Below are 25,056 nucleotides of genomic sequence, written 5' to 3'. Positions count from 1 at the left end.
GTTCTAGCGTGGGGGCATGACGGTGATGGAGACCACGCCCGCACGTGCCCAGGCCGAGCCCGATCGGACCAAGGTCGATGTCTGTGCCTCGGCGCCGAGCGCCCATCCGCGTCCGGACGGCCAGGACCGCTACACGATCAGTGAGGTCGTCGCGTTCACCGGACTGACCGCGCACACCCTGCGCTGGTACGAGCGGATCGGCCTGATGCCCGATGTCGACCGCTCGCACACCGGTCAGCGCCGCTACAGCAATCGCGACCTGGACTGGCTCGCCTTCGTCGGCAAGTTGCGGCTCACCGGCATGCCGGTCGCCCACATGGTCCGCTACGCCGAGCTCGTCCGCCTGGGCGAGCACACCTTCGAGGAGCGCCGCGAGCTCCTCGAGTCGACCCGCCGCGACGTGCTGAACCGGATGGCCGAACTCCAGGACACCCTGGCCGTACTCGACCACAAGATCAACTTCTATGCGGGTGCCCAGCAGGTGCCCGAGCGAGTCTGAACTGTGGCTTTCCACTGTTGAGTTGAGAAGCAGCGGGCCCGTGGTGGGCCATCATGATCGCGGCCGTATGTGAAGGAGTGGACCTACGGTCCGGCAGGTGAACACGGCGCGCCCAAACCCGTTCTCCGCCGGCCCAGGCAGCCAGGTGCCTTCAATGTCCGGCCCGAGCTGTCGGACCTGCTGGGGGCGGCCCCCGTCGTCACAGCCGGCCGCCCCTGACGGTGGGGCGTTCCCTGCTGACTGACGTGCGGGGCCGTGGGTCCCGCCAGGCCCTTCACGCCAGACCCAGTGCGAAGACCGCGAATCCTGCGGCGAGCAGTCCCGCCAGTGCCCGGCGCCCCCGACTCACCTGCTTCCAGGGCGATTCGAAGCCCCGCGCGTAGCGACCTATCAGGGCGAGGAGTATCGCGAACAGCGGCAGCCACGCGAGGCGGGCCGCTATCCAGATCAGCGTGTCCGGGCCTGTGGTCAGGCCCGGTATCGCCCCGGCGAAGGACGCCGGGACCGCTGCCGCGAGCAGTGCCGTCTGATGCCAGCACAGGATGGTCATCGCCGACAGGTTGATCACTACGACCGGCGCCCACAGCGTCGGTCGGCGTCGCAGCAGACGGCCGATGCGGTCCCGCAGAAGTATCGCGGCGCCGCTCTGCGCGGCCGCCAGAGCGAGCACCAGAAGCGACGGAGGATGTGAGTTCGTCCGAGACTCGCCCGGTACCCCGACCATCGACGTCGGGTAGTGGAAGACGAGCAGGAGCGCCGCGAACAGTGCTGTTCCGCCGACAAGCAGGAACCACGCGCCGCGCCTGCCGAGCCTCTTCTCGCCCCAGCAGACGCCCAGTTGGTAGGCGAACATCCAGCCCGGCAGGAGATTCAGCAGGCTCAGCCAGGACGGCATCGCCGCGGCGAAGGGCCCGTACCGGAGGAAGTCGACGGCGGCCACCGAGCCCAGGAGCGGCGCCGCGGACCAGGCCCCGAGCCGTCGGGCGACCCGGATGCACCAGGGCGTGAGCGCGGTGATCACGGTGTAGACACCGACGAACCAGAGCGGCTGTATCACCAGTGTGGAGCCCGTCCGCAAGGTCGTCTCCGGCACCCCGACGGCGTACAGGACCGCAAGCATCACGGCCCAGACCGCCGTCACGCCCAGCACCGGACGGCCGAGCCGGGCCAGCCGGCCCCGCAGCCAGCAGGCCGTCGACGTGCCGCGATCCCGAGCGCGGCGGTACGACAGGCTCGACGCGTACCCGCCCACGAGAAAGAAGACGCCGAGCATCTGCAGGATCCAACTCAGGGGTGCGAAGAAGCCGAACGAGGACAGCGGGCTCGCATTGTGCAGGGCGCCTTGGGAGTCCAGGGTGAAGCCTCCGAGGAGCCAGTGGCCGGTCGGTACGGCGAGCAGCGCCAGGGCACGCAGCCCGTCCACCGCCCGGTCGCGGTGGGCCGGTGTCCTCGCGTCGATCGTGGCGACAGCCGACGCGGCGGAGGCCCGCAAGGTGGTGAGGGTCATGAGGTCGCTCCGGTGGCGATGTCGGTGAAGGCGCGCAGCGAGTCCGTGCCGGGCGCGAAATAGCCGGTGTGGCCCTTCGCGCGCTCGGCGGGCACCCGTCGCGCTCCGAAGGCGGGGTCGGTGGGGTCGGCGCCGTGTCCCATGCCGAGAAGCTCGACATGGGGCACCCGGGAGATCCAGTCGCTGTCGTCCCGCGCCGCCCAGACCTGGGCTCTGGTGTGCAGATCGGAGACGCTGTCCGCGCGCAGTCCGGGCGAGCCGAGCACCACCAGGTCCGACGCGGGCAGCCGGGACGCAGCGCGCCCGCACACCACCGATCCGTAGCTGTGGCAGAAGACGGCCGGCTCCGGTGCGCCCGAGGCGGTGAGGCCCTGGACGAAGCGGGTCAGGCGGGGAGCTCCCGCCTCGGCGAGCCGGCCCGTGGCGGCATCAGGGCCGAGACCGACCGGAGTCGTGTACCCGACCCACGCCACCACCGCCGTACGCCCGTGCGCCGCTGTGTACAGGGACTTCGCCATCCCGGCCGGAGTCCCGTACACCTCCTTGGTCCGGTCGAACGACGTCAGATCGATGTCCGAGCCGGGGACGACGACGGAGACATGCCGGGCGGTCCGCAAGTCCCCGTACACCTCGGCCACTTGCCCTCGGCCCCGCGGGTCGAAGGCGAGTACCCGGCGGCCGGGCGTGAGGAGATCGGCGCAGCGCTCGGCGAGGGCGCGTGCCGCTGCCCGCGCCTGCGGGGTCAGCGCCGTGTCCTGTGCGTCCGCGCGGGCCCGGGCGTGCTCGGCACGCAACGCCAGCCCGTTCGCCTCGTAGCGCAAGGAGGTCGGCGCACCGTCCAGGTTGCCGACGACCGACGGGTGCCGGGCGGCCAGCCTGTGCTGCTCGGCCGCGCTCAGCCCGCGGAAGAACGAGGCCATGCGTGCGGGGGTCGCCGTCTCGGGATCGGGCAGCTGCCGCCCCAGAGTGCCGTCCGCACGCCAGGACGCGGTGCCCGGTGGCGGGCCGGTGAGCGGACGCTGCTCGTGTCCCGATGCCCAGCCCGCAGTGCCCGCGACGATCGTCGTCGTGAGCGCGGCGGCGATCAGGGTGCGGCGCCCGCGTCGTTTCCAAAAGCCCAGGCCCATCGCCCGTCTCCCCTTCGTCCGTCGGCATGACGAGGGGAAGGTAAGGAGCCGGCTTCGGGCGGCACGTCACACTACGGAGCCAACTCGCGCCTGATACCTGGGTATGCGTACCTCATACCGCAGTAGGGGGTGTCAGGGCCGCACGCCGCTGATCTCGCAAGACGTCCTGATACCAATGGAGTTGCCGGGGCGCGATCCGGTGCGGCGCGGGGCGTGCGTCAGGTGAACCGGTACTCCGGTAGGGGTGCTACTGCTCGCCTGGCGTGACGAGCCCGGACTCGTACGCGAAGATCACGGCCTGTGCCCGGTCGCGCAGCCCCAACTTCGCCAGCACCCGGCCGATATGGGTCTTCACGGTCTGCTCAGCCAGGACCAGCTTCTGCGCGATCTCCTGGTTGGACAGGCCGCGTGCGATCAGCTCCAGCACTTCCAACTCGCGCGGCGTCAGACTCTTGAGCAGCGGGGAGCGCTCCCTGCGCGTCGGCCGCGTCTTGGCGAAGTCCTCGATGAGCCGCTTGGTGACGGTCGGCGCGAGCAGCGCCTCTCCCGCCGCGACGATGCGCACCGCGGCGATCAGATCGGCGGGCGGCGCGTCCTTGAGCAGAAAGCCGGACGCGCCCGCACGCAGCGCGGCATACACATAGTCGTCCACGTCGAACGTGGTCAGCATGATCACCTTGGGGCGGTGCACGACGCCCCGCGGCGGATCCAACAGCTCGCGCGTCGCCGCCAGTCCGTCCATCTCGGGCATCCGTACGTCCATGAGGACCACATCGGGGTGGGTGGACCGGCTGACGTCGACGCCCTGTCTGCCGTCCGGTGCCTCGCCCACGACGTCGATGTCGCTCTGCGCGGACAGCAGCGCGGCGAATCCCGCCCGCACCATGCTCTGGTCGTCGACGATGATCACGCGGATGGTCATGCGGGCCGAATTCCTTTACGCCGTGGGAGAGTCGGGCTCGGTCAACGGGATCCGGGCCGCGACACGGAAACCTCCGTCGGGCAGCGGTCCCACGTCCAGCGTGCCGCCGACCAACCGTACGCGCTCGCGCATCCCTACCAGCCCGTGTCCCGTGCCGGTCGACTCGATGGGGGAGACGGGCTCCCCGGCCGGCCCGTTGACCACGATCACCAACAGCGCGTCGTCGTCCAGGCCGACCGAGATCTGTGTTCGTGCGCCGGGGGCGTGCCGCACCACATTCGCCAGTGCCTCCTGCACGATGCGATACGCGGAGAGGTCCACCGCGGGCGGCACATCGGTCAGTTGACCGACGAGCGTCAGCTCCGGGTACGACAGCTCGGCCGGTACGCCTCCGCGTATCGTCGCCTCCACCAGCTGTCGCAGATGCGCGAGGCCCGGCTGGGGCGCCAGGTCACCCTGCGCGTCCTCGCTGCGCAGCACGGCAAGCAGGCGGCGCATCTCGGTCAGCGACTCGCGCGCTCCCGCGGCGATGGACTCGAACTCCTCGCGCGTCGGTCCGCTCAGGCCCGGCAGCCGGTAGGGCGCGGAGTCGGCCTGCACCGTAATCACCGACATGTGATGAGCCACGACGTCGTGCAACTCGCGGGCGATTCTCGCCCGTTCCTCGAGCAGCGTGCGGCGGGTCCGCTCGGCCTCGCTGATCGTCTCCTGCTCGACGAGCTTGCGCTGTGTCTCGCCGCGCTCCCTCAACAGAGCACCCAACAGCAGTACCCCGCCACTCAGGACGATGAGCAGCACGCCCGTGTCCTGGCTCGTCCCGTCGCGGAAGAGGCCGAGGACGATGCTGACGACGACGGTGACCAGCCAGATGCCGACGAGAGTGCGGCGGCTCTCGCGCAGCGCCAGGGCGATGCACAGCACCACATAGCCCACGACGACCATGGGCGTCCACGGCGACGGATGGTGTGCGTCGCCCTGGAGCACAGGGATCGTGCCCAGCACGACGGCGACGATCGTGATGTACCAGGCGGTCAGCGGGCGGCTGACGGCGAGCAGCAGGGGAGCGGCTTGTGCCACACCGATGGCGCCGGCGAGGCCGCCGCCGACCCCGTAGTCCTGCGACAACACCTGCGTCGTGACCGGGATGAGCACTGCGACGAATCCCAGCGCGACCACGTAGGGCAGCAGCCGCATCCAGCGCTTGGGCGCCTGGGCCAGCAGCGGCTCGGACCGGTCGCCGCCGACGGCGACGGTGAGTGCCGAACCGGCCGCGGCCAGCCTGTCCCGCGCGCTGCGCAGTCCATGCCCGGGCGCACCGGACATGTGGCGGGGCCCCGCTCGTCCGGAGTCTTCGTCCGGTGTGCGGGGTGCCTGATCGGGAGGGGGCGGTGCAGTGCTCATGGCCCGTTCAGCGTAGGCAATGAGCCCGGCCCGTGCCGTCATACCGAGGTGCTCAACCGCACCTCATACCCGGGTATCACCAGCCACCTGGCTCACCCGGCTGTCACAGCTCCGCGAGCAGCTCGGCCTTCTTCGTCGTGAACTCCGCGTCCGTGACCAGCCCCGCCTGGTGCAGCTCGCCGAGATGACGGATGCGCTCGGCGATGTCCGCCGGGTCACGGCGTCCGGCCGTGGCGGACTCGGCGCGCAGGTGCCCGGCCGGCACCGGCGTGGAGCCCGTGGACCGCACGGCGGCGAGCACCGAGGCGGCGAAGGGGAGCGACTCGTGCACCGGCCCGTAGCCGAGTCCGAAGACCACGGCGGCCGGATCCTGATCGGCCTGCCCCGGCTGTTCCTCGGCCGCGTCACGGTGCAGCAGTCGCAGATGCCCCTCGAACAGCTCGGGGGAGCGCCACTCCACGCCGCTCAGACCGGAGACCGGGAACGTCTTGTCCCCGGCCTTCCACTTCGCGGACGACGCGCCCGTCCAGAACCAGCGGAACGACACCGACGTCCCGTCGAAGGAGGCTTTGCCGTCGTACCCCTTGAAGTGCAGCGGAGCCGCGGGCGGCGCCACCAGATAGCCGTCCGGCCAGACGTCCTCGTCGGCGACGAGCCGGCCGCGCAGTTCGTCCGCGTAGTACTCGGCGAGGGTCTCCCGCTCCGCGGGCAGCACCAGGCGATAAGGGTCGCTGCCCTCCTTGAGCTGGCCCGCCGCGGCGTCCATCAGCGGATCGGTGCCCGGTCTCGGCACGGCACGCAGAACTACGGTCCCGCGCTTACCAGGAGTCAGAGTCACCGCCGCGATCGCTTCCAGAGGGATGCGGCGTTCGCCGAGCGCCTGAAGGAGCTTCGGCGTGCGGATCCCCCGTTCGAAGCGGATGAGCACGGAGTCGGACTCGAACTCCCAGGCGGCATGAAATCCGGCCAGTACGTCACCCATGCGGCTCATCGTATGCGGCACGCGCGCCTCCGTCGCCTGTTGCGTCAGACCGCTGTTTCGCAGATTTCTACGCGCGTCAGGTCGAGGCACTGCCGGAAAAACCCTCCCGACAGTGCTGGTTCGCGTCCGCACACCGCACCGATCGGTACGAGCCAGTTCCGATCTCGGCGAAGTTGCTGAGGCTCTCGGTGCCCGGTGCGAAGTAACCGGTGTGACCCTTGGCGTCCGCTGAGGAGACGACCCGTGCGCCGAAGCCCGAGGAGACCGGGTCGGCGCCGTGCCCGAGGCCGCCCACCTCCATGTAGGGCACGTCCTGGATCCAGTCGTCCTTGTCGCGGGTGGCCCACACGCGCGCGTGGGTGTGCAGTCCCGAAGCGTTCTCGGCACGCATGCCCGGGCTGCCGGCCACGGCGATGTCACTGACCCGCGAGGGCAGGTCGTGCGCCGCCACTCCGCACACCACGGAGCCGTAGCTGTGGCAGTACAGGGCGACGGGGGAGCGGCCGGGCAGGCCGCGCAGCATGGAGTTGAGCCGGACCGCGCCGTCGTCGGCGCGCATGGACGTGGCGGCGTCCACCCCGAGGCCGATCGGGGCCGTGTAGTCGGCCCACGCGATGACAGCGGTGCGGGTGTGGGGGCTCGCCGCGCGCTCGGCGGAGTACAAGGAGCGGGCCATGCCCACAGGAGCCGAGTACTTGCGGAACGTGCGCTGGAAGGTCAGCACATTCGTGTCGACCCCCGGCACGACGACCGAGACGCGCTGGGCCTTGTCCAGGTTGCCGAAGACCTCGGCGACCCGGCCGTTGCCCATGGGGTCGAAGGCGAGGATCTTGCGGTCGGGATTCTTCAGGAGCGCGAAGCGCTTCATGCGTTGCTCGGCGTCGTGGTGGCCGACGGTGGACAGCCGGACGTCGTGCATGCGTTTGGCCTCGACCTTGCGGGCCTGGTCGAGGGCGACCCGGTTCGCGCGATAGCGAAGCTCGACGGGTGCGCCGTTCATGTTGCCGACCGCGAGCGGGTAGCGATCGGCGAGACGGCTGCGCTGGTGCGGTGTCAGCGAGGCGAAGAAGTGCGCGAGGCGGGTGGGGGAACCGTCGGGCGCGGGCAGGGCCCGTCCGTTCAGACTGCCGTGCTCCCATGCGGTGAGCGCGGCCTGGAGCGGCGATGTGACGCCCCGGTGATGACGCACCGCGGTCCAGCCGGTGGTCGCCAGCATGACGAACACGACGGCCAGCGCAAGCAGTGCGCGCCAGACGTTGAGTTGGGGGGACGAGTCGAAGGAAGTCACTGCGGGACACCCTAGGAGAAGCGCGGGGCACTCCGTGCAGCGGGTGAGGCAGATCACGGTTTCCGGGGTGTATTTGGGTAAAACCGGGCATAGTTGCAGTCAAGCCTTCACGCTGCGTAGGCGAAGAAGGCGCCTCACGCGCGCGGGAGTGCGACCGGGGTCACGTGACGGCGCCCACGTCGATCACACTCGGTCATGACTCCATCGCTCGCCCAACGACGGCTTCAGATGGTCGAGATACGACTCGGTGAGCGCACGAATGGCATCGACACTCGCGTCCTCGCCGGCGCCCCACAGCCGCCCGGTCATCCGCATCACGCCGCTGAACGCGGCCACGGCCACGCGCGGTCGCGGATCGGCGTCCATGTCCAGCCCCTCCCGCTCGGCGATCACGCCCGCGATCTCCTCCTCCAGTTCGGTGGAGCGGCGCAGGTGCGCCGCGAGCAGCGTGGGTGTCGACTCGATCATCTGGTAGGTGCGCATGTGGAGTTCGACGGGGATGACCTCCTCCACCGAGCGGCTCAGGGCCTCCCAGGTGCCGAGGACCGTGTGGCGCAGCGCCTCGAACGGGCTCTCCGCGGCAGGGCGTTCGCGCAGCGCGGCGACGAAACGTGACTCCACCATCTCCTGTACGGCGAAAGCGGCCTCTTCCTTGTTCGCGAAATAGCGGAAGAAGGTGCGCTGGGAGACCTCGCAGGCCTCGGTGATCTCGTCGACCGTGGTGCGGTCGAACCCCTGGGACGTGAAGAGCTCAAGTGCGGAGCGCAGCAGAGCGTTTCGCGTGCGCTGCTTCTTGAGTTCACGCAGGTTCAATCGGGGCGCCATGGTCCTCTTTCTGGCTGTTTGTGCAGACCACCGTACTGTGAGCGACGTGACAGTTACCGACTTGTGAAATGCTTTGTCAACTGTCAGGGGCTGTCACTAGCCTCGAACACATGACTAGTCAGACCACTGTCGACAAGACGGACCGGGTTCCGGAGCCCGACCCCGTCCCGGCACCGGCCAAGGGGCTGCGCGGCCACCCCTGGCTGACTCTCTTCTCCGTCGCGATCGGCGTGATGATGGTTGCCCTCGACGGCACCATTGTCGCCATCGCCAACCCGGCCATTCAGAAGGACCTCGGCGCGAGCTTCGCCGACGTCCAATGGATCACCAACGGCTACTTCCTCGCCCTCGCGGTCACGCTGATCACCGCGGGCAAGCTCGGCGACCGGTTCGGACACCGGCAGACCTTCCTCATAGGCGTGGTCGGCTTCGCCGCCGCCTCGGGAGCCATCGGTCTGTCCGACAGCATCGCGTTCGTCATCACGTTCCGCGTGTTCCAGGGTCTGTTCGGCGCGCTGCTCATGCCCGCCGCGCTCGGCCTGCTGCGGGCCACCTTCCCCGCCGAGAAGCTGAACATGGCGATCGGTATCTGGGGCATGGTGATCGGTGCGTCGACCGCGGGTGGTCCGATCCTCGGCGGTGTGCTCGTCGAGCACGTCAGCTGGCAGTCCGTCTTCTTCATCAACGTTCCCGTGGGCGTCCTGGCTCTCGTCCTCGGGCTCGTCATCCTCCTGGACCACCGTGCCAAGAACGCGCCGCGGTCCTTCGACATCGCCGGCATCCTGCTGCTGTCCGGCGCGATGTTCTGCTTGGTCTGGGCCCTCATCAAGGCGCCGGCGTGGGGCTGGGGCGACGGGATGACGTGGACGTTCATCGCCGCGTCCGTGCTCTGCTTCGCGCTGTTCGCGATCTGGGAGACCCGCGTCGCGGAGCCGCTCATCCCGCTGTCCCTGTTCCGTTCCGTGCCGCTGTCGGCCGGTGTGGTCCTGATGGTGCTCATGGCCATCGCGTTCATGGGCGGTCTGTTCTTCGTCACCTTCTACCTGCAGAACGTGCACGGCATGAGCCCGATCGACAGCGGTCTGCACCTGCTGCCGCTGACCGGCATGATGATCGTCGCCTCGCCGCTGGCGGGCGCGATGATCACGAAGGTCGGCCCGCGCATCCCGCTCGCGGGCGGCATGACGTGCACGGCCATCGCCATGTACGGCATGTCCACGCTGGAGGCGGGCACCGGCAGCGGCATCATGTCCGTCTGGTTCGGACTGCTCGGCCTCGGCCTCGCGCCGGTGATGGTGGGCGCCACCGAAGTCATCGTGGGCAACGCGGCGATGGAGCTCTCTGGCGTCGCCGGCGGACTCCAGCAGGCCGCCATGCAGATCGGCGGCAGCCTCGGCACCGCCGTCCTCGGTGCCGTCATGGCGTCGAAGGTCGACAGCGATTTCGCGGGCAACTGGGCGGACGCCAAGCTCCCGCCGCTCTCGGCCACGCAGCTGGACCAGGCCTCCGAGGCCGTGCAGGTCGGCGCCGCCCCGGTGCCGCCCGGCACGCCGGCCGCGCTCGCCGAGAAGATCACGAGCGTCGCCCACGACACCTTCATCTCCGGCATGAGCCTGGCCTGCCTGGTCGCCTCGGGAGTCGCGGTCGTCGCGATCCTCGTCGCGATGCTGACCAAGCGCGGTGCCAACGCGGAGGCGGGTGCGGGTGCCGCGCACATCTGACGCCGGACGGATCCCGCGTACGTCGCCCCAGCTCATGGGTGTCGGACGGCACTGTCCTCAGTCGTGACGAGGCGCTGAAACCGCCCTTGTGAGGGAAGCCCCCGGGGAACTTTCCGGGGGCTTTCGCTTATCCGGGTGACGCCGCCCGGCAGCCCTTCCCGGAACCTGATCCTCCGGGCCAAAGTGTGAGGCAAGCGATCAGTCGCGAACGCAACTGGTCGATACGACACGGGGGTTGAAACACATGCGTACGTCCATGCCCATGATCGTCACCGCAGCCGCACTCGCCGCGACCGCTCTCACACCCGGTCCCGCCGCCGCGGCGTCGCCACCGACACTCGGCGCCTGCGCGGCGGGGGAGCTGTGCCTGTGGGGCAAGGCCGGGTTCAAGGGACCCCGGCACACCTACGAACTGGCCGGGACCGACATCGAGAGCTGCGTCGCGCTGCCGGAGGGGAGCAGCGCGGCGTCCCTCGCCAATCGCACCGGCCGTCCCGTCACCACCTATCAGTCCGCGGAGTGCGCGGAGACAGGGGAGTTCCAGACCTACCCCGGCAGTGGTACCTGGGAACCCGAATCGCCCTATCGCACACGGGCGTTCAAGATCTGGGAGAGATGACGCAACCCGGGCGCCGTGCGCGTTGGACAGAGCGCGCGCGATAGACAACGGCCGACGGGGTACCCGAAGCATTGCCCGAGTCCGGACGAACTCGAGGAGTGATGATGGCGGGCTTCGGACACACCACGCGCAAGCACCCCCGTTCACGCGGTCGCACGAGGTCGCGGAGCGGGCCGGACCGCGCGACGCTCGGAATCATCGGGTTCATCTGCGCGATCGCCGGGTTCTTCGTCCTGGGGATCGTGCTGGGACCGGTCGCCCTGGTCTGCGGCTGGCTGGCCATGGGCCGGCGCTGGGCCGGCACACAGTCCGTGCCGGCGCTGGTCGCCGTGGTCCTCGGCGCGATCGACACCCTGCTCGCGATCGCCTGACCGGCCTCGGCGACCGGTCACGCCGCGGGCGGGCGGTTCCGAGCCCGAGTCCGAGCGGCTGACCGCTCCGCGCGGTCAACTCCACGCGGCCCCGGACGAGTTCCCGGGGCCGTCTCCGGAGGCACCCGCGCCGCCGGGCTGCGGTACATCCGGCTCACCCGGAGCCATGGGTGCAACCGCCTGGGGGACGCCCGGTGGCGCCACGCCTGCCGGCGCCGCGCCGCTGGCGCCGCGCCTGCCTGTGCCATGCCCGACGCCAGCACATCGCCTCGCAGGAAAAGCCGGAAGGCGGCGGGGCCCAAAGCCCCGCCGCCCTCGGACAAGCGGACTGCTACGCGTCGCCCCCGGCCGCGCCCGGGTCGGCGGCCGTGACGTCGAGCAGCTGGTACCGGTCGATCGCCTGCTTGAGGACCGAGCGGTCGACCTTGCCCTCACGCGCCAGCTCGGTGAGGACCGCGACCACGACCGACTGCGCGTCGATGTGGAAGAAGCGGCGCGCGGCGCCCCGGGTGTCGGCGAAGCCGAACCCGTCGGCACCGAGCGACTGGTAGGTGCCGGGCACCCAGCGGGAGATCTGGTCGGGCACCGAGCGCATCCAGTCGGAGACCGCGACGAACGGACCCTCCGAGCCGGACAGCTTCTGCGTGACGTAGGGCGTGCGCTGCTCCTCCTCGGGGTGCAGCAGATTGTGGCGCTCCACTTCCACTGCCTCGCGGCGCAGTTCGTTCCACGAGGTCGCGGACCACACGTCGGCCCGCACGTTCCACTCCTGCGCGAGGATCTGCTGGGCCTCCAGCGCCCAGGGGACGCCGACACCCGACGCCATGATCTGCGCGGGGATCGTGCCCGCGGTCCCGGTGCTGATGCGGTGGATGCCCTTGAGGATGCCCTCGACGTCGACATCGGCCGGTTCCGCGGGGTGCTGGATCGGCTCGTTGTAGACGGTGAGGTAGTAGAAGACGTCCTCGCCGGGCTTGCCGTCCTCGGTCGGGCCGTACATCCGGCGCAGACCGTCCTTGACGATGTGCGCGATCTCGTAGGCGTACGCCGGGTCGTAGGCGACACAGCCGGGGTTGGTCGAGGCCAGCAGCTGCGAGTGACCGTCGGCGTGCTGGAGACCTTCGCCGGTCAGCGTCGTGCGGCCCGCGGTCGCACCGAGGACGAACCCGCGCGCCAGCTGGTCGGCCATCTGCCAGAACTGGTCGCCGGTGCGCTGGAAACCGAACATCGAGTAGAAGACGTAGACCGGGATCAGAGGCTCGCCGTGCGTCGCGTAGGCGGAGCCGGCGGCGATCAGGGAGGCCGTGCACCCCGCCTCCGAGATGCCGTCGTGCAGCATCTGGCCGGTCGGCGACTCCTTGTAGGCGAGCAGGAGTTCGCGGTCCACGGACTCGTACTGCTGGCCGAGCGGGTTGTAGATCTTCGCGCTCGGGAAGAAGGAGTCCATGCCGAAGGTGCGGTACTCGTCGGGCGCGATCAGCACGAAGCGCTTGCCGATCTCCTTGTCCCGCATGAGGTCCTTCAGGAGCCGGACGAACGCCATGGTGGTGGCGATCGACTGCTGGCCCGAGCCCTTCTTCACACCCGCGTACGCCTTGTCGTCCGGGAGCTGAAGCGGCTTCGCGCGCACGACACGGGTCGGGACGTACCCGCCGAGCGCCTTGCGGCGGTCGTGCATGTACTGGATCTCTTCGGAGTCGCGGCCGGGGTGGTAGTACGGCGGGGCGCCGCCCTCCAGCTGCGCGTCCGTGATCGGGATGTGCAGCCGGTCGCGGAAGCCCTTCAGGTCGTCGACCGTCAGCTTCTTCATCTGGTGCGTGGCGTTGCGGCCCTCGAAGTTCGGGCCGAGGGTCCAGCCCTTCACCGTCTGCGCGAGGATGACCGTCGGCTGACCCCTGTGCTCCTTGGCCGCCGTGAACGCCGCGAAGATCTTCTTGTGGTCGTGACCGCCGCGGCCCAGGTGCAGGATCTGGTCGTCGGTCATGTTCTCGACCATGGCGCGCAGCCGGTGGTCGTCGTTGAAGAAGTGCTCGCGGATGTACGAGCCGGGCTCGGTGGCGTAGGTCTGGAACTGGCCGTCGGGCGTGGTGTTCAGCTTGTTGACCAGCACACCGTCGCGGTCCTGTGCGAGCAGCGGGTCCCAACTGCGGTCCCAGACGAGCTTGATGACGTTCCAGCCGGCCCCGCGGAACTGGGACTCCAGCTCCTGGATGATCTTGCCGTTGCCGCGCACCGGACCGTCGAGGCGCTGCAGGTTGCAGTTGACGACGAAGGTGAGGTTGTCGAGACCCTCACGGGCGGCGATGGAGAGCTGGCCGAGGGACTCGGGCTCGTCCATCTCGCCGTCGCCGAGGAAGGCCCACACGTGCGACGTGGAGGTCTGCGTGATGCCACGGGCCTCCATGTAGCGGTTCATCCGGGCCTGGAAGATCGCGCCGAGCGGGCCGAGGCCCATGGAGACGGTGGGGAACTCCCAGAAGTCCGGCATGAGGCGCGGATGCGGGTACGAGGAAAGGCCGTTGGGCGCCTTCGACTTCTCCTGGCGGAAGGCGTCGAGCTGGTCCTCGGTGAGCCGGTCCAGGAGATACGCGCGGGCGTAGATGCCCGGCGAGGCGTGCCCCTGGAAGAAGATCTGGTCGCCGCCGTCGCCCTCGTCCTTGCCACGGAAGAAGTGGTTGAAGCCCACGTCGTACAGCGACGCCGAGGAGGCGAACGTGGCGATGTGTCCGCCGACGCCGATGCCGGGGCGCTGGGCGCGGGACACCATCACCGCTGCGTTCCACCGGGTGGCGTTGAGGACCTTGCGCTCGATCTCCTCGTTGCCGGGGAAGAACGGTTCGTCCTTGGTGGCGATCGTGTTGATGTAGTCCGTGCTGCGCATCTCGGGCACGGCCACGCGCTTCTCGCGGGCCCGCTCGATCAGTCGGAGCATCAGGTAGCGGGCCCGCTCGCGGCCGCGTTCGTCCACTGCGGCGTCAAGGGAGTCGAGCCACTCCTGGGTCTCTTCTGGATCGAAGTCCGGGACCTGGCTGGGAAGACCGCCAATGATGATCGGGTTGCGATCGGATCCGGAAGCCACGCTGTTCCTTCACTGTCGGTGATGCCACTGTTCCACTGTCGGCTGCGCCGGTGTCCATCGTGTACCTCGGAATCGGAATCGTCATCTCTACCGAGAGGTAATCCGAAGGTCCGGCGCGTGATCCTCGAGCGGCTGCGAACAAATCGCAACGATACGCCCATCTCGCTCAGGTGTTCCCTGCGTCTGTTCGGTCCCGGTTACGCTGTGTGCCGGGGCAGGGCGGGCAAACCTGGCAGATCGGTGTGGCGTACATCACTGACCTGTGGGAATCCTTGACAGGGGTTGTGGTGGCACGGCCTGGAACGTCACCGTTTCGGCGGTCTAGACGGCCGGGTACTTGCGCGATCCGTCGCGCACGTGTGGACTACGGCCAACGCTTCGCGCGTGCGCGATGCTGCAGACAACTTCGTAAACATGATCAGGAGGCAATCCGTGAGCGCGACCGCGGACCACGCGGAGACGAACCTTGCCGTGAGGCTTGGTTTCCAGACCGACATGGTGGTCCAGGAGATCGGCTACGACGAGGACGTCGATCAAGAGCTCCGTGAGGCCATCGAGGCCACAACCACCACCGAGCTCGTCGACGAGGACTATGACGACGTGGCTGATGCCGTGGTGCTCTGGTTCCGTGAGGACGACGGGGACCTTACTGATGCGCTGGTGGATACCACCACGTACATCGAAGACGGCGGTTACATCCTGCTTCTGACGCCGAAGACCGGACGGGACGGGTACGTCGAGCCGAGCGAGATCGGCGAGGCCGCCACCACCGCCGGCCTCTCGCAGACCAAGGGCGTCAGCGTCGGCAAGGACTGGACCGGGAGCAGGCTGGTGACGCCCAAGACGGCCGCCAAGAAGCGGTAGCCGTCCCGGCGGAGCGGAGATCCCACGTGGAGGGCCCTGTGGGCACGAAAGTGCGCCCACAGGGCCTTACGCATGCCCGCGGCCGGGCGGCCGGTGGGCGGCCGTTCCGGATCGCCAACTAGGCTGAAGCCACCCGAACAGCCCCATCGAAGGGAAGCTTCACCATGGCGATCGAGGTCGGCACCAAGGCTCCGGAGTTCGAGCTGAAGAACCAGCACGGCGAGACCGTGAAGCTCTCGGACTACCGCGGCGAGAAGAACGTGGTGCTGCTCTTCTACCCGTTCGCTTTCACCGGGGTGTGCACCGGCGAGCTCTGCGCGCTGCGCGACGAGCTGCCCGCGTTCGTCAACGACGACGTGCAGCTGCTCGCCGTCTCGAACGACTCCCCGTTCACGCTGCGCGTCTTCGCCGAGCAGGAGGGCCTGGAGTACCCGCTGCTGAGCGACTTCTGGCCGCACGGCGAGACCTCGCGCGCGTACGGCGTCTTCGACGAGGAGAAGGGCTGCGCGGTGCGCGGCACCTTCATCATCGACAAGGAGGGCGTGGTCCGCTGGACCGTCGTCAACGGCCTGCCGGACGCCCGTGACCTGAACGAGTACGTCAAGGCGATCGACGCTCTCTGAGACCCCTCCGGGGTACGACACCCTGTATTAAGCCTCGCCGGAGGCGGGAACCCGTCACTAGGATCCAGACGTTGATCCGATGCCAGACGCACTACGGGGCTCCCCGCCCCCAAGACCATAGGGAGGACTCGTGGGAGTCAGCCTCAGCAAGGGCGGCAACGTATCGCTGAGCAAGGAGGCCCCGGGCCTCACGGCGGTCGTCGTGGGCCTCGGTTGGGACGTCCGTACCACCACCGGTACGGACTTCGACCTCGACGCCAGCGCCATTCTGACCAGCGCCGAGGGCAAGGTCCGCAACGACCAGGACTTCGTGTTCTTCAACAACCTGAAGAGCGCGGACGGCTCGGTCGAGCACACCGGCGACAACATCACCGGTGAGGGCGAGGGCGACGACGAGCAGATCAAGGTCAACCTCGCGACGGTCCCGGCCGACGTGGACAAGATCGTTTTCCCGGTGTCGATCTACGACGCCGAGAACCGCCAGCAGTCGTTCGGCCAGGTGCGCAACGCGTTCATCCGCGTCGTGAACCAGGCGGGCGAGGCGGAGATCGCCCGCTACGACCTCTCCGAGGACGCCTCCACCGAGACCGCGATGGTCTTCGGTGAGCTGTACCGGCACGGTGCCGAGTGGAAGTTCCGTGCCATCGGCCAGGGCTACGCGTCGGGTCTGCGCGGTATCGCGCAGGACTTCGGCGTCAACGTCTGAGCCGAAGTACAGCACCCCGCTCATCCGTCCGGCGCCGCACTGCTTCAGTGCGGCGCCGGACGCGCTCGACAACAGCAGTGCCTTACATCCGGGGAGGACCAGATCATGGGCGTCACGCTCGCCAAGGGAGGCAATGTCTCCCTCTCCAAGGCCGCACCGAATCTCACCCAGGTCCTTGTCGGGCTCGGATGGGACGCACGCTCCACCACCGGAGCCGACTTCGACCTCGACGCCAGCGCGCTGCTGTGCAGCGGCGGCCGGGTCATGGGCGACGAGTGGTTCATCTTCTACAACCAGCTCACGAGCCCCGACGGCTCGGTCGAGCACACCGGTGACAACCTCACGGGCGAGGGTGAGGGCGACGACGAGTCGATCATCGTCGACCTCTCCAAGGTGCCGGCCACCTGCGACAAGATCATCTTCCCCGTCTCGATCCACGACGCGGACAACCGCGGGCAGACCTTCGGACAGGTCAGCAACGCGTTCATTCGTGTCGTGAACCAGGCGGACGGCCAGGAGCTGGCCCGCTACGACCTCTCCGAGGACGCCTCCACCGAGACCGCGATGATCTTCGGCGAGGTGTACAGGTACGGCGGGGAGTGGAAGTTCCGGGCCGTGGGACAGGGGTACGCGTCCGGACTTCGGGGCATCGCTCTAGACTTCGGAGTCAACGTTTCATAAAGCGTTCCTAAAGCCGTGCACGGAGCGGGGGAGCCCCGTACAACCAGCACGGGGAAACCCGTACACACGATGGGGTAGTCAGTGGTTCTGAAAACCTTCGGCTGGTCGTTCGCGATCACCGTGCTCGGTCTGATCGCAGCGGTGTTCTACGACGGATGGACCGCGTTCGGGGTCGTCGCGATCCTGGCCATCCTGGAGATCTCGCTGTCCTTCGACAACGCGGTGGTCAACGCCGGGGTCCTGAAGAAGATGAATGCCTTCTGGCAGAAGATCTTCCTCACGATCGGTGTGCTCATCGCGGTCTTCGGTATGCGACTGGTCTTCCCCGTCGTGATCGTCGCGATCAGCGCCAAGATGGGCCCGATCGAGGCCGTCGACCTCGCGTTCAACCAGCCCGACCGCTACCAGCAGCTGGTCACCGACGCGCACCCGTCGATCGCCGCGTTCGGTGGCATGTTCCTGCTGATGATCTTCCTCGACTTCATCTTCGAGGAGCGGGACGTCCAGTGGCTGCGCTGGATCGAGCGGCCGCTGGCCAAGCTCGGCAAGGTCGACATGCTGTCGGTGTGCATCGCGCTGATCGTGCTGCTGGTGTCCTCGATGACGTTCGCGATCCACGCCCACCAGCACGGCGGCGTGCACGTCGACAAGCAGGCGACGGTGCTCATCTCCGGTGTCGCGGGTCTGATCACCTATCTCGTGGTCGGCGGTCTGTCCGGCTTCTTCGAGAACCGTCTCGAGGAAGAGGAGGAGCGCGAGCACGAGGAAGAGGAGAAGGCCGCCCGTGAGGGCAAGCCCAAGTCGGCCGTGGCGCTGGCGGGCAAGGCCGCGTTCTTCATGTTCCTCTACCTCGAGGTCCTGGACGCGTCGTTCTCCTTCGACGGCGTGATCGGCGCCTTCGCGATCACGAACGACATCGTGCTGATGGCGCTCGGCCTCGGCATCGGCGCCATGTACGTCCGTTCGCTCACGGTCTACCTGGTCCGCCAGGGCACCCTGGACGACTACGTGTACCTGGAGCACGGCGCGCACTACGCGATCGGCGCGCTGGCCGTGATCCTGCTGGTCACCATCCGCTACGAGATCAACGAGGTCATCACGGGCCTCGTCGGTGTCGTCCTGATCGCCTGGTCCTTCTGGTCGTCGGTGCGCCGCAACAAGGCGCTCGCGGCCGAAGAGGGCGGCTCGGGCAGCCCGGACAAGTCCGAGGTGTCCTCCGGGGTCTGACCGGAACCCGAGGCCCGGTGTTTGACCAGGGGGCCTTTCTTGGAACCCTCTGAACGGGGCGGTCGTACGAGGACAAGTCCTCCCGCGGCCGCCCCGTCGGCATGAACGGGCAGGAACGGGCAGTACGGGTACGGCACTTGGGGGCGGAATGTCCTTCTGGGACAAACTCTGGCGCGGACGCTCCGCGCAGTTCGAGTTCGATTCGGGCAGCGCGGCGACCAACGCCATCGAACTCACCAAGCGGCATCCGGTCGTCTCGCTCTCCAAACAGGGCGCGGCCACCGGCAACCTGCGGATCAACCTGTCCTGGCGGATGCGGACCTCGGACATCGGCGGGTTCGAGAAGAACAGCCTGATGCGGCACCCGTTCAGGATGTTCAAGCCGGACGTCGTGCAGGCGCACACCCAGTCCATGGTCAACGTCGACCTGGACCTCGGCTGCCTGTACGAGCTGATGGACGGCGAGAAGGGGGTCGTCCAGCCGCTCGGTGGCTTCTACGGCGATCTCAACGCGCCGCCGTATGTGAAGTCGAGCGGCGACGACCGGTTCGGCTCGGCGTCCGGTGAGACGATCTACGTCAATCTTGATCACCGCGACGCCATCAAGAGACTGCTCGTCTTCGTCTACATCTACGACCAGACGCCGGCGTTCGACCGTACGCACGCGATCGTGACGCTGTACCCGAGCAACGGGCCGCGGATCGAGATCAGCCTGGACGAGCGGGCACCGCAGGCCCGCTCCTGCGCCGTCATCTCCATCGAGAACGTCAAGGGCGACCTGGTGGTGCGGCGCGAGGTGAAGTTCGTCTACGGCTTCCAGGCGGAGCTCGACCGGCTGTACGGCTGGGGGCTGCAGTGGGGCCGGGGCTACAAGTCCAAGACGGGCGGGCGGTGACCGCCCGCCCCCGTGGCGCTCAGCGCCCGATGAACTGCGGGCCCTGCGGCGGGAGCCTGAAGGCCGGGTCGGGGTAGGCCGGCGCCGCCACCGGCTGCGGGTACCCGTACGCGGGCTGGGACGGCGGCGCGGGCTGCGGCGCGGGCTGCGGCGGGTAGCCGTACATCGGCGGCTGCTGGGGCGGCAGCGGGAACGACGGGGCCGGAGCGGGGGCGACCGGTGCCGTGGCGGGCTCCGCCGAGGCCGAGTCGTCGACCGAGATGCCGAAGTCCGTGGCGAGGCCGACCAGACCGTTCGAGTAGCCCTCGCCGACCGCGCGCAGCCGCCAGCCGTCGCCGCGCCGGTACAGCTCGCCGCAGATCATCGCCGTCTCGGCGCCGGTCTCCGGCTTGATGTCGAAGTACGCGAGCGGCTCGGCGCCGTCGGCGCCGTCGGCGCCGGCGTCGTGGACGAACATGCGCAGCGCCTGCACGTGCTCGAACGCGACCTCGTCGGCGGAGGCCGTGAAGAGGATCCGGGTGATCTCCTGCGGGATGCCCGCCAGATCCGCCTGGAGGGTGTCCGTCATGCCCTCGGGCACCCGCTTCTGGCCGAGCCGCCAGACCTTCCCCGAGGGGTGCCTGGGCTGGTTGTAGAAGACGAAGTCCTCGTCGGAGCGGACCTTGCCGTCCGCCCCGAGCAGCAGCGCCGAGGCGTCCACCGCCGGGACGCCCTGCCCCGGGGTCCAGCGGAGCACGGCGCGCACCGCCGTGGCCTCGAGCGGGAAGTTCGCCCCCTTGAGCATCGCGTGCGTCATGCGGTCATCCTGCCTTCCCGCCGGGGGCCGGGACAACGCGGGGTGCCGTGATCACCGGGGGGATCGCGGGCCGGAACGGATCGTCCGACATCCATGGGTTACCAGAATTTCATTGCACCCGGGAACTCTTGACACAGCTTTGTACGTACTATTACCGGCCACATCACGTCCGGTGGCCTGGCAGTGCGGGGGAAACTTATGCGTCATTTCGGGCACATCGCCCCTGAGGTGCGAGAGCGCCTGTTTCATCAGGAGCCGCAGGTCTTCACCACGGACTCCGCGCCCCGCATGCTCGCGGCGGCGCTGGGAGCCACGCTCTACAGTCCCGCGACCCGGCCGCACCTCGCCGAGGACGTGGTCAAGCAGACCGGGCGCGGTGTCGTGTCCATGGTGCTCTGCCTGGAGGATTCGATCGACGACTCCGAGGTGAGCGGCGCCGAGGACAACCTCGTGCGCCAGTTCGCCGACCTCGCCGCCGGCGGGGCCGAGGTGCCGCTGCTCTTCGTCCGGGTCCGGGCGCCCGAGCAGATCACCGATCTCGTACGCCGCCTCGGACCGGCCGTCGCGCTGCTGTCCGGATTCGTACTGCCGAAGTTCACGGAGGAGCGGGGCGTTCCGTTCCTGGAGGCGCTCACCGCGGCCGAGGCGGTCTCCGGGCGGCGGCTTTTCGCCATGCCGGTCCTGGAATCCCCCGAGCTGCTGCACCTGGAGACGCGCACCGAGACCCTCGCCGGGATCTCCCGCACCGTCGACAAGTACCGGGACCGCGTCCTGGCGCTGCGGCTCGGCGTCACCGACTTCTGCTCGGCGTACGGTCTGCGCAGGCCGCCGGACATGACGGCGTACGACGTGCAGATCGTGGCCTCGGTCATCGCCGACGTGGTCAATCTGCTGGGCCGGGCCGACGGCACCGGCTTCACGGTGACCGGACCGGTCTGGGAGTACTTCCGCCACCAGCAGCGGATGTTCAAGCCGCAGCTGCGCCGCAGCCCCTTCCTGGAGGAGGGCGCCGAGCCGCTGCGCGAGGCGCTCATCGAGCACGACATGGACGGTCTGCTGCGCGAGATCGAGCTGGACCGGGCCAACGGCCTGCTCGGCAAGACCTGCATCCACCCCTCCCACGTGCTGCCCGTGCACGCGCTGTCCGTCGTCAGCCACGAGGAGTACAGCGACGCCCGGGACATCCTGCGGCCCGAGCGGGGCGGCGGCGGGGTCCTCAGGTCCGCGTACACGAACAAGATGAACGAGGTGAAGCCGCACCGCGCCTGGGCCGAGCGGACCCTGCAGCGCGCGGAGGCGTTCGGGGTGGCGCGCGAGGACGTCGGCTTCGTGGAGCTGCTGACCGCCGGACTGCCCGCATGACCCGAGCCCGTACGACCGATGCCGAAGCCCGCACGGGCGGCCGCATGACCGAAGCGACGAGAGACGAGAACAGCAACGTGGTGTGGTCGGGTACATGGGTCGCCGAGCGGCTCGGGGTCGAGCTGGCCGGCGACCGGGAGCTCACCGGACTCCTCGGGCTCGCCCTGCGGCGCAACCCCAAGCGCGCGCATCTGCTCGTGTCGAACGTGCTGGGCAAGCACGTGCCGCAGAGTCCGACCGTGATCTGGCGCTCGGGCTTCGAACTCGGCGTACGCGTCAGGGAGTTGCTCGGCGACGAGGCGGCGGCGCGGGCCGTCGTCCTGGGCTACGCCGAGACCGCGACCGGCCTCGGCCACTCGGTCGCCGACGGCCTCGCGCTCGCCCCGTACCTGCACTCCACGCGCCGCCCCGTCCAGGGCGTGGCCCGTGCGGGCGGCTTCGAGGAGTCCCACTCGCACGCCACCTCGCACCTGCTGCTGCCCGAGGACCCGGCGCTGCTCGCCGGGGACGGACCGCTGGTCCTGGTCGACGACGAGTTCTCCACGGGGAACACGGTCCTGAACACCATCCGCGCGCTGCACGACCTGCACGGGCGCGACCACTACGTCATCGTCGCGCTCGTCGACATGCGCTCGCCCGGCGACCAGGGCCGCCTCGACGCGTTCGCCCAGGAGATCGGCGCCCGCGTCGACCTGGTGGTCAGGGCGCGCGGCTCGGTGCGGCTTCCCGACGGGGTCCTGGAGAAGGGGCAGGCGCTCGTCGCCGCCCACGAGACGGCCGCCGTCCCCGAGCCCCGGCGCGAGCGCGGCGAGATCGTGCGGCTCGGCGACCCCGGCTGGCCGGCCGGCGTACCGGACGGCGGGCGGCACGGATTCACCGCCGGGCACCGCGCCCGCCTCGAAGCGGCGCTGCCCGGCCTGGCCGAGCGGATCGCCCCGCACCTCACGGGCCGCGTACTCGTCCTCGGCAACGAGGAGTTGATGTACGCGCCGCTGCGCCTCGCCACCGCCCTCGAGGCGACGGGCGCCGACATCGCCTACTCCACGACCACCCGCTCGCCCGTCCTCGCCGTCGACGACCCGGGCTACGCGATCCGTACCCGCCTCGTCTTCCCCGCGCACGACGCACCGGCCGACGGACCCGGCGAGCGGTACGCGTACAACGTGGCGGGCGGCGGCTTCGACACGGTCGTCGTCGTCCTCGACTCCGTCGGCGACCGTGCCGAACTCGACGCGCCCGGCGGGCTGTTGGACCGGGTCGCCGGACACGCGGCGCGCGTGGTGGTGGTCGTGGTCCCGTCGTACGTTCCTCAGGAAAGGCCCTCCATGTCGCTGCCCGAGCCGCTGCGCGGCCCCGCGTTCTCCTCGTACGCGCCCGACGAGGTGGGCTGGCTGCTGCAGGACCTCTCGGACGTGACGCTGGAGGCGCCGACCGAGGAGCGCGAGGAGGCCATCCAGAGCGGCGGCGCGCACTACGCCGAGTCGCTGCCGGTCGAGTACCAACCGAGCGCGCAGTACCAGGAGTTGTTCCACGCGGCGCTCGAGGCGTCGGCCGACCGGATCGCGCGGGCCGTGGGCGTCGTGACGGAGACGGTGCTCGCGGAGCGCTCGCCGCGGCCCGTCCTGGTGTCCCTCGCGCGGGCCGGGACGCCGGTCGGGGTGCTGATGCGGCGCTGGGCCCTGCGCCGGCACGGCATCGAGCTGCCGCACTACGCGGTCTCCATCGTGCGGGGCCGCGGCATCGACGCGAACGCGCTGCGCTGGCTCGCCGCGCACCACGACCCGGCCGACGTCGTCTTCGTCGACGGGTGGACGGGCAAGGGCGCCATCACCCGCGAACTGGCCGCGGCGCTGGCCGAGTTCGAGGGCTTCGACCCGGAGATCGCCGTGCTCGCCGACCCCGGGTCGTGCGTGCGGACGTACGGGACGCGCGAGGACTTCCTCATACCCTCCGCCTGCCTGAACTCGACGGTGTCCGGACTGATCTCGCGCACCGTGCTCCGCGCCGACCTGGTCGGCCCGGACGACTTCCACGGGGCGAAGTTCTACCGCGAGCTGGCCGGAGCGGATGTGTCGCGGCAGTTCCTCGACGTGATGGAGGAGCGCTTCGAGGGCGTGCGCGACGCGGTCGACGCCGAGGTCAAGGAGCTGCTGGGGGCCGACCGCTCGCCCACCTGGGAGGGCTGGGCAGCCGTCGAGCGGATCAGTGAGGAGTACGGCATCCACGACGTGAACCTCGTGAAGCCGGGGGTCGGCGAGACGACCCGGGTACTGCTGCGGCGCGTGCCGTGGAAGATCCTGGCGCGGGCCGACGCCGGGGCCGACCTGGACCATGTCCGCCTGCTCGCGGAGCAGCGCGGGGTTCCCGTCGAAGTGGTGGACGAACTCCCGTACAGCTGCGTCGGGCTGATCCATCCGCGGTTCACCCGCGGAGCCACCGGAGTGGACGGCAGGGCGGTGACGGCGAAGTGAGTTCCGATTCCGTGACCGTCGTCGCGAGCGACCTCGACCGTACGCTCATCTACTCGTCCGGTGCGCTCGGGCTGACCATGCCCGACGCGCTGGCGCCGCGACTGCTCTGCGTCGAGGTGTACGAGGGCAGACCCCTGTCGTACGTCACCGAGGACGCGGCGGAGCTGCTGGCGGAGCTGGCCCGCCGGGCGGTGTTCGTCCCGACGACGACGCGGACGCGCGAGCAGTACGGGCGGGTGCGCCTGCCCGGCCCGGCGCCGCGGTACGCGATCTGCGCGAACGGCGGGCATCTGCTGGTCGACGGGGTGTCCGACCCGGAGTGGAGCGCCGCGGTGACCGAGCGGCTGCGGGCCGAGTGCGCGCCGCTGGCGCAGGTGCGGGAGCGGATGGTCGCGGCCGCGGATCCGGCGTGGCTGCTGAAGGAGCGGGTCGCCGAGGACCTGTTCGCGTATCTCGTGGTGGACCGGGCCCTGCTGCCGCCGGGGTGGGTCAAGGAGCTCGGCGCGTGGGCGGAGGGCGTCGGCTGGGGCGTCTCGCTCCAGGGCCGGAAGGTGTACGCCGTCCCCAAGCCGCTGACCAAGGGCGCGGCGGTCCAGGAAGTGGCGCGGCGGGCCGGGGCCGGGCAGGTCCTTGGGGCCGGCGACTCACTGCTGGACGCGGATCTGCTGCGGGCCGTGGACCGCGGCTGGCGTCCCGGGCACGGCGAACTGGCGGACGTGGGCTGGACCGCGCCGGGCGTGACCGTGCTCCCGGAGCGCGGAGTGCTGGCGGGGGAGGCCGTGCTGCGGGGGTTCCTCGGGGAGGTGTGACACCGCCCGTGCCGGGCGGGCGCCGACGCCCGCCCGCCCCGGGCGGTGGCTGCCGGGGCTAGCCGCAGCAGCCGCCACCGCAGCAGCCGCCTCCGCCGCCCGACGACGGCGCGGGGGCCGGGGAGCTCGCGCCGGAGCCCGTCACCGCCACCGTCGACAGGAGCTTCACCGTGTCCGGGTGGCCGGCCGGGCAGGCCGCGGGCGAGGCGGACTCGGACATCGGGCGGCTGAGTTCGAACGTGTCGCCGCAGGTGCGGCAGCGGTATTCGTAGCGAGGCATG

General features: G+C 69.7%; 23 protein-coding genes. 13 read left to right on the top strand and 10 right to left on the bottom strand.

The features are described 5' to 3' along the window. The first annotated feature begins 16 nt into the window (after positions 1 to 16). Positions 17 to 499: a MerR family transcriptional regulator gene (locus tag ACVHNB_RS33110; protein WP_428954905.1), complete on the top strand. Its 483-nt coding sequence runs from the start codon at positions 17 to 19 to the stop codon at positions 497 to 499. A gap of 274 nt (positions 500 to 773) precedes the next feature. On the opposite strand, the gene ACVHNB_RS33105 is transcribed toward ACVHNB_RS33110, so the two are convergent. The 7 genes from ACVHNB_RS33105 to ACVHNB_RS33075 all read right to left on the bottom strand — a co-directional run bounded on the left by ACVHNB_RS33105 (position 774) and on the right by ACVHNB_RS33075 (position 8,551). Continuing rightward, positions 774 to 2,006: an acyltransferase family protein gene (locus ACVHNB_RS33105; protein WP_456226574.1), complete on the bottom strand. Its 1,233-nt coding sequence runs from the start codon at positions 2,004 to 2,006 to the stop codon at positions 774 to 776. Continuing rightward, complete coding sequence (locus tag ACVHNB_RS33100) at positions 2,003 to 3,133, bottom strand: alpha/beta hydrolase (protein WP_456226573.1); 1,131 nt, start codon at positions 3,131 to 3,133, stop codon at positions 2,003 to 2,005. The genes ACVHNB_RS33105 and ACVHNB_RS33100 overlap by 4 nt, the downstream gene beginning before the upstream one ends. A 247-nt stretch (positions 3,134 to 3,380) precedes the next feature. Continuing rightward, positions 3,381 to 4,055, bottom strand: coding sequence for a response regulator (locus ACVHNB_RS33095; protein WP_428954908.1), 675 nt, complete (start codon positions 4,053 to 4,055; stop codon positions 3,381 to 3,383). A gap of 15 nt (positions 4,056 to 4,070) precedes the next feature. Next, positions 4,071 to 5,456 carry a sensor histidine kinase gene (locus ACVHNB_RS33090; protein ID WP_456226572.1) on the bottom strand — a complete coding sequence of 462 codons (1,386 nt, stop codon included), beginning with the start codon at positions 5,454 to 5,456 and terminating at the stop codon, positions 4,071 to 4,073. A 103-nt stretch (positions 5,457 to 5,559) separates the two neighbouring features. Continuing rightward, positions 5,560 to 6,438, bottom strand: a complete 879-nt coding sequence (locus tag ACVHNB_RS33085) for a DUF4429 domain-containing protein (protein WP_456226571.1) — start codon at positions 6,436 to 6,438, stop codon at positions 5,560 to 5,562. Between the two features lie 76 nt (positions 6,439 to 6,514). Further along, positions 6,515 to 7,726 (bottom strand): alpha/beta hydrolase, encoded by a 1,212-nt coding sequence (locus ACVHNB_RS33080; protein WP_456226570.1) that lies wholly within the window; start codon positions 7,724 to 7,726, stop codon positions 6,515 to 6,517. A 183-nt stretch (positions 7,727 to 7,909) separates the two neighbouring features. Further along, the gene (locus ACVHNB_RS33075; protein WP_428954912.1) at positions 7,910 to 8,551 is read right to left on the bottom strand and encodes a TetR/AcrR family transcriptional regulator; all 642 of its coding nucleotides are present in this window, start codon (positions 8,549 to 8,551) and stop codon (positions 7,910 to 7,912) included. A gap of 110 nt (positions 8,552 to 8,661) precedes the next feature. Here ACVHNB_RS33075 and ACVHNB_RS33070 point away from each other — a divergent pair, with 110 nt between their 5' ends. From ACVHNB_RS33070 to ACVHNB_RS33060, 3 genes are all read left to right on the top strand, one after another. Then, complete coding sequence (locus ACVHNB_RS33070) at positions 8,662 to 10,272, top strand: MFS transporter (protein WP_456226569.1); 1,611 nt, start codon at positions 8,662 to 8,664, stop codon at positions 10,270 to 10,272. Between the two features lie 244 nt (positions 10,273 to 10,516). Then, a complete protein-coding gene (locus ACVHNB_RS33065) occupies positions 10,517 to 10,891 on the top strand; it encodes a peptidase inhibitor family I36 protein (protein ID WP_428954914.1) in 375 nt (124 codons plus the stop codon). 101 nt (positions 10,892 to 10,992) lie between these two features. Continuing rightward, positions 10,993 to 11,262, top strand: a complete 270-nt coding sequence (locus tag ACVHNB_RS33060) for a small hydrophobic protein (protein ID WP_428954915.1) — start codon at positions 10,993 to 10,995, stop codon at positions 11,260 to 11,262. A gap of 331 nt (positions 11,263 to 11,593) precedes the next feature. Here the strand turns inward: ACVHNB_RS33060 and aceE are convergent, their stop codons facing one another. Then, entirely contained in the window at positions 11,594 to 14,341 is a 2,748-nt protein-coding gene (gene aceE / locus ACVHNB_RS33055; protein WP_456226568.1) for a pyruvate dehydrogenase (acetyl-transferring), homodimeric type, read from the bottom strand. Positions 14,342 to 14,773: 432 nt separating this feature from the next. Between aceE and ACVHNB_RS33050 the strand changes: the two genes are divergently transcribed. From ACVHNB_RS33050 to ACVHNB_RS33025, 6 genes are all read left to right on the top strand, one after another. Continuing rightward, positions 14,774 to 15,205 carry a DUF3052 domain-containing protein gene (locus tag ACVHNB_RS33050; protein WP_324776036.1) on the top strand — a complete coding sequence of 144 codons (432 nt, stop codon included), beginning with the start codon at positions 14,774 to 14,776 and terminating at the stop codon, positions 15,203 to 15,205. A 164-nt stretch (positions 15,206 to 15,369) separates the two neighbouring features. Then, positions 15,370 to 15,828 (top strand): peroxiredoxin, encoded by a 459-nt coding sequence (locus tag ACVHNB_RS33045; RefSeq protein ID WP_428954917.1) that lies wholly within the window; start codon positions 15,370 to 15,372, stop codon positions 15,826 to 15,828. 130 nt (positions 15,829 to 15,958) lie between these two features. Continuing rightward, the gene (locus ACVHNB_RS33040) at positions 15,959 to 16,534 is read left to right on the top strand and encodes a TerD family protein (RefSeq protein ID WP_428954918.1); all 576 of its coding nucleotides are present in this window, start codon (positions 15,959 to 15,961) and stop codon (positions 16,532 to 16,534) included. Between the two features lie 105 nt (positions 16,535 to 16,639). Beyond that, the gene (locus tag ACVHNB_RS33035) at positions 16,640 to 17,215 is read left to right on the top strand and encodes a TerD family protein (protein ID WP_428954919.1); all 576 of its coding nucleotides are present in this window, start codon (positions 16,640 to 16,642) and stop codon (positions 17,213 to 17,215) included. Between the two features lie 81 nt (positions 17,216 to 17,296). Next, positions 17,297 to 18,442: a DUF475 domain-containing protein gene (locus ACVHNB_RS33030; protein ID WP_428954920.1), complete on the top strand. Its 1,146-nt coding sequence runs from the start codon at positions 17,297 to 17,299 to the stop codon at positions 18,440 to 18,442. A 148-nt stretch (positions 18,443 to 18,590) separates the two neighbouring features. After that, the gene (locus tag ACVHNB_RS33025; protein WP_428954921.1) at positions 18,591 to 19,337 is read left to right on the top strand and encodes a TerD family protein; all 747 of its coding nucleotides are present in this window, start codon (positions 18,591 to 18,593) and stop codon (positions 19,335 to 19,337) included. Positions 19,338 to 19,356: 19 nt separating this feature from the next. Here ACVHNB_RS33025 and ACVHNB_RS33020 read toward each other — a convergent pair whose 3' ends face one another. Further along, entirely contained in the window at positions 19,357 to 20,133 is a 777-nt protein-coding gene (locus ACVHNB_RS33020) for a TerD family protein (RefSeq protein WP_456226567.1), read from the bottom strand. A gap of 198 nt (positions 20,134 to 20,331) precedes the next feature. Between ACVHNB_RS33020 and ACVHNB_RS33015 the strand changes: the two genes are divergently transcribed. The 3 genes from ACVHNB_RS33015 (at position 20,332) to ACVHNB_RS33005 (ending at position 24,775) form a co-directional block, all read left to right on the top strand. Then, positions 20,332 to 21,495, top strand: a complete 1,164-nt coding sequence (locus ACVHNB_RS33015; protein ID WP_428954923.1) for an HpcH/HpaI aldolase/citrate lyase family protein — start codon at positions 20,332 to 20,334, stop codon at positions 21,493 to 21,495. A 44-nt stretch (positions 21,496 to 21,539) separates the two neighbouring features. Then, positions 21,540 to 23,966: a phosphoribosyltransferase gene (locus ACVHNB_RS33010; RefSeq protein ID WP_456226566.1), complete on the top strand. Its 2,427-nt coding sequence runs from the start codon at positions 21,540 to 21,542 to the stop codon at positions 23,964 to 23,966. A gap of 77 nt (positions 23,967 to 24,043) precedes the next feature. Beyond that, the gene (locus ACVHNB_RS33005) at positions 24,044 to 24,775 is read left to right on the top strand and encodes an HAD family hydrolase (RefSeq protein WP_456228980.1); all 732 of its coding nucleotides are present in this window, start codon (positions 24,044 to 24,046) and stop codon (positions 24,773 to 24,775) included. Between the two features lie 58 nt (positions 24,776 to 24,833). On the opposite strand, the gene ACVHNB_RS33000 is transcribed toward ACVHNB_RS33005, so the two are convergent. After that, a complete protein-coding gene (locus ACVHNB_RS33000) occupies positions 24,834 to 25,055 on the bottom strand; it encodes an FmdB family zinc ribbon protein (protein WP_428954925.1) in 222 nt (73 codons plus the stop codon). Position 25,056 lies beyond the last annotated feature (1 nt).

The sequence above is a fragment of the Streptomyces sp. YJ-C3 genome (assembly GCF_053891275.1).
The sequence above is the reverse complement of the archived record's forward strand: the minus strand, read 5'-3'. Positions and strand labels throughout refer to the sequence as shown.

What these genes read in the sequence shown, in the direction of transcription:
- ACVHNB_RS33110 (WP_428954905.1), top strand. Translation starts at nt 17, where the DNA reads ATGACGGTGATGGAGACCACGCCCGCACGTGCCCAGGCCGAGCCCGAT.
- ACVHNB_RS33105 (WP_456226574.1), bottom strand. Translation starts at nt 2,006, where the DNA reads ATGACCCTCACCACCTTGCGGGCCTCCGCCGCGTCGGCTGTCGCCACG.
- ACVHNB_RS33100 (WP_456226573.1), bottom strand. Translation starts at nt 3,133, where the DNA reads ATGGGCCTGGGCTTTTGGAAACGACGCGGGCGCCGCACCCTGATCGCC.
- ACVHNB_RS33095 (WP_428954908.1), bottom strand. Translation starts at nt 4,055, where the DNA reads ATGACCATCCGCGTGATCATCGTCGACGACCAGAGCATGGTGCGGGCG.
- ACVHNB_RS33090 (WP_456226572.1), bottom strand. Translation starts at nt 5,456, where the DNA reads ATGAGCACTGCACCGCCCCCTCCCGATCAGGCACCCCGCACACCGGAC.
- ACVHNB_RS33085 (WP_456226571.1), bottom strand. Translation starts at nt 6,438, where the DNA reads ATGGGTGACGTACTGGCCGGATTTCATGCCGCCTGGGAGTTCGAGTCC.
- ACVHNB_RS33075 (WP_428954912.1), bottom strand. Translation starts at nt 8,551, where the DNA reads ATGGCGCCCCGATTGAACCTGCGTGAACTCAAGAAGCAGCGCACGCGA.
- ACVHNB_RS33070 (WP_456226569.1), top strand. Translation starts at nt 8,662, where the DNA reads ATGACTAGTCAGACCACTGTCGACAAGACGGACCGGGTTCCGGAGCCC.
- ACVHNB_RS33065 (WP_428954914.1), top strand. Translation starts at nt 10,517, where the DNA reads ATGCGTACGTCCATGCCCATGATCGTCACCGCAGCCGCACTCGCCGCG.
- ACVHNB_RS33060 (WP_428954915.1), top strand. Translation starts at nt 10,993, where the DNA reads ATGATGGCGGGCTTCGGACACACCACGCGCAAGCACCCCCGTTCACGC.
- ACVHNB_RS33045 (WP_428954917.1), top strand. Translation starts at nt 15,370, where the DNA reads ATGGCGATCGAGGTCGGCACCAAGGCTCCGGAGTTCGAGCTGAAGAAC.
- ACVHNB_RS33035 (WP_428954919.1), top strand. Translation starts at nt 16,640, where the DNA reads ATGGGCGTCACGCTCGCCAAGGGAGGCAATGTCTCCCTCTCCAAGGCC.
- ACVHNB_RS33025 (WP_428954921.1), top strand. Translation starts at nt 18,591, where the DNA reads ATGTCCTTCTGGGACAAACTCTGGCGCGGACGCTCCGCGCAGTTCGAG.
- ACVHNB_RS33020 (WP_456226567.1), bottom strand. Translation starts at nt 20,133, where the DNA reads ATGACGCACGCGATGCTCAAGGGGGCGAACTTCCCGCTCGAGGCCACG.
- ACVHNB_RS33015 (WP_428954923.1), top strand. Translation starts at nt 20,332, where the DNA reads ATGCGTCATTTCGGGCACATCGCCCCTGAGGTGCGAGAGCGCCTGTTT.
- ACVHNB_RS33010 (WP_456226566.1), top strand. Translation starts at nt 21,540, where the DNA reads ATGACCGAAGCGACGAGAGACGAGAACAGCAACGTGGTGTGGTCGGGT.
- ACVHNB_RS33005 (WP_456228980.1), top strand. Translation starts at nt 24,044, where the DNA reads ATGCCCGACGCGCTGGCGCCGCGACTGCTCTGCGTCGAGGTGTACGAG.
- ACVHNB_RS33000 (WP_428954925.1), bottom strand. Translation starts at nt 25,055, where the DNA reads ATGCCTCGCTACGAATACCGCTGCCGCACCTGCGGCGACACGTTCGAA.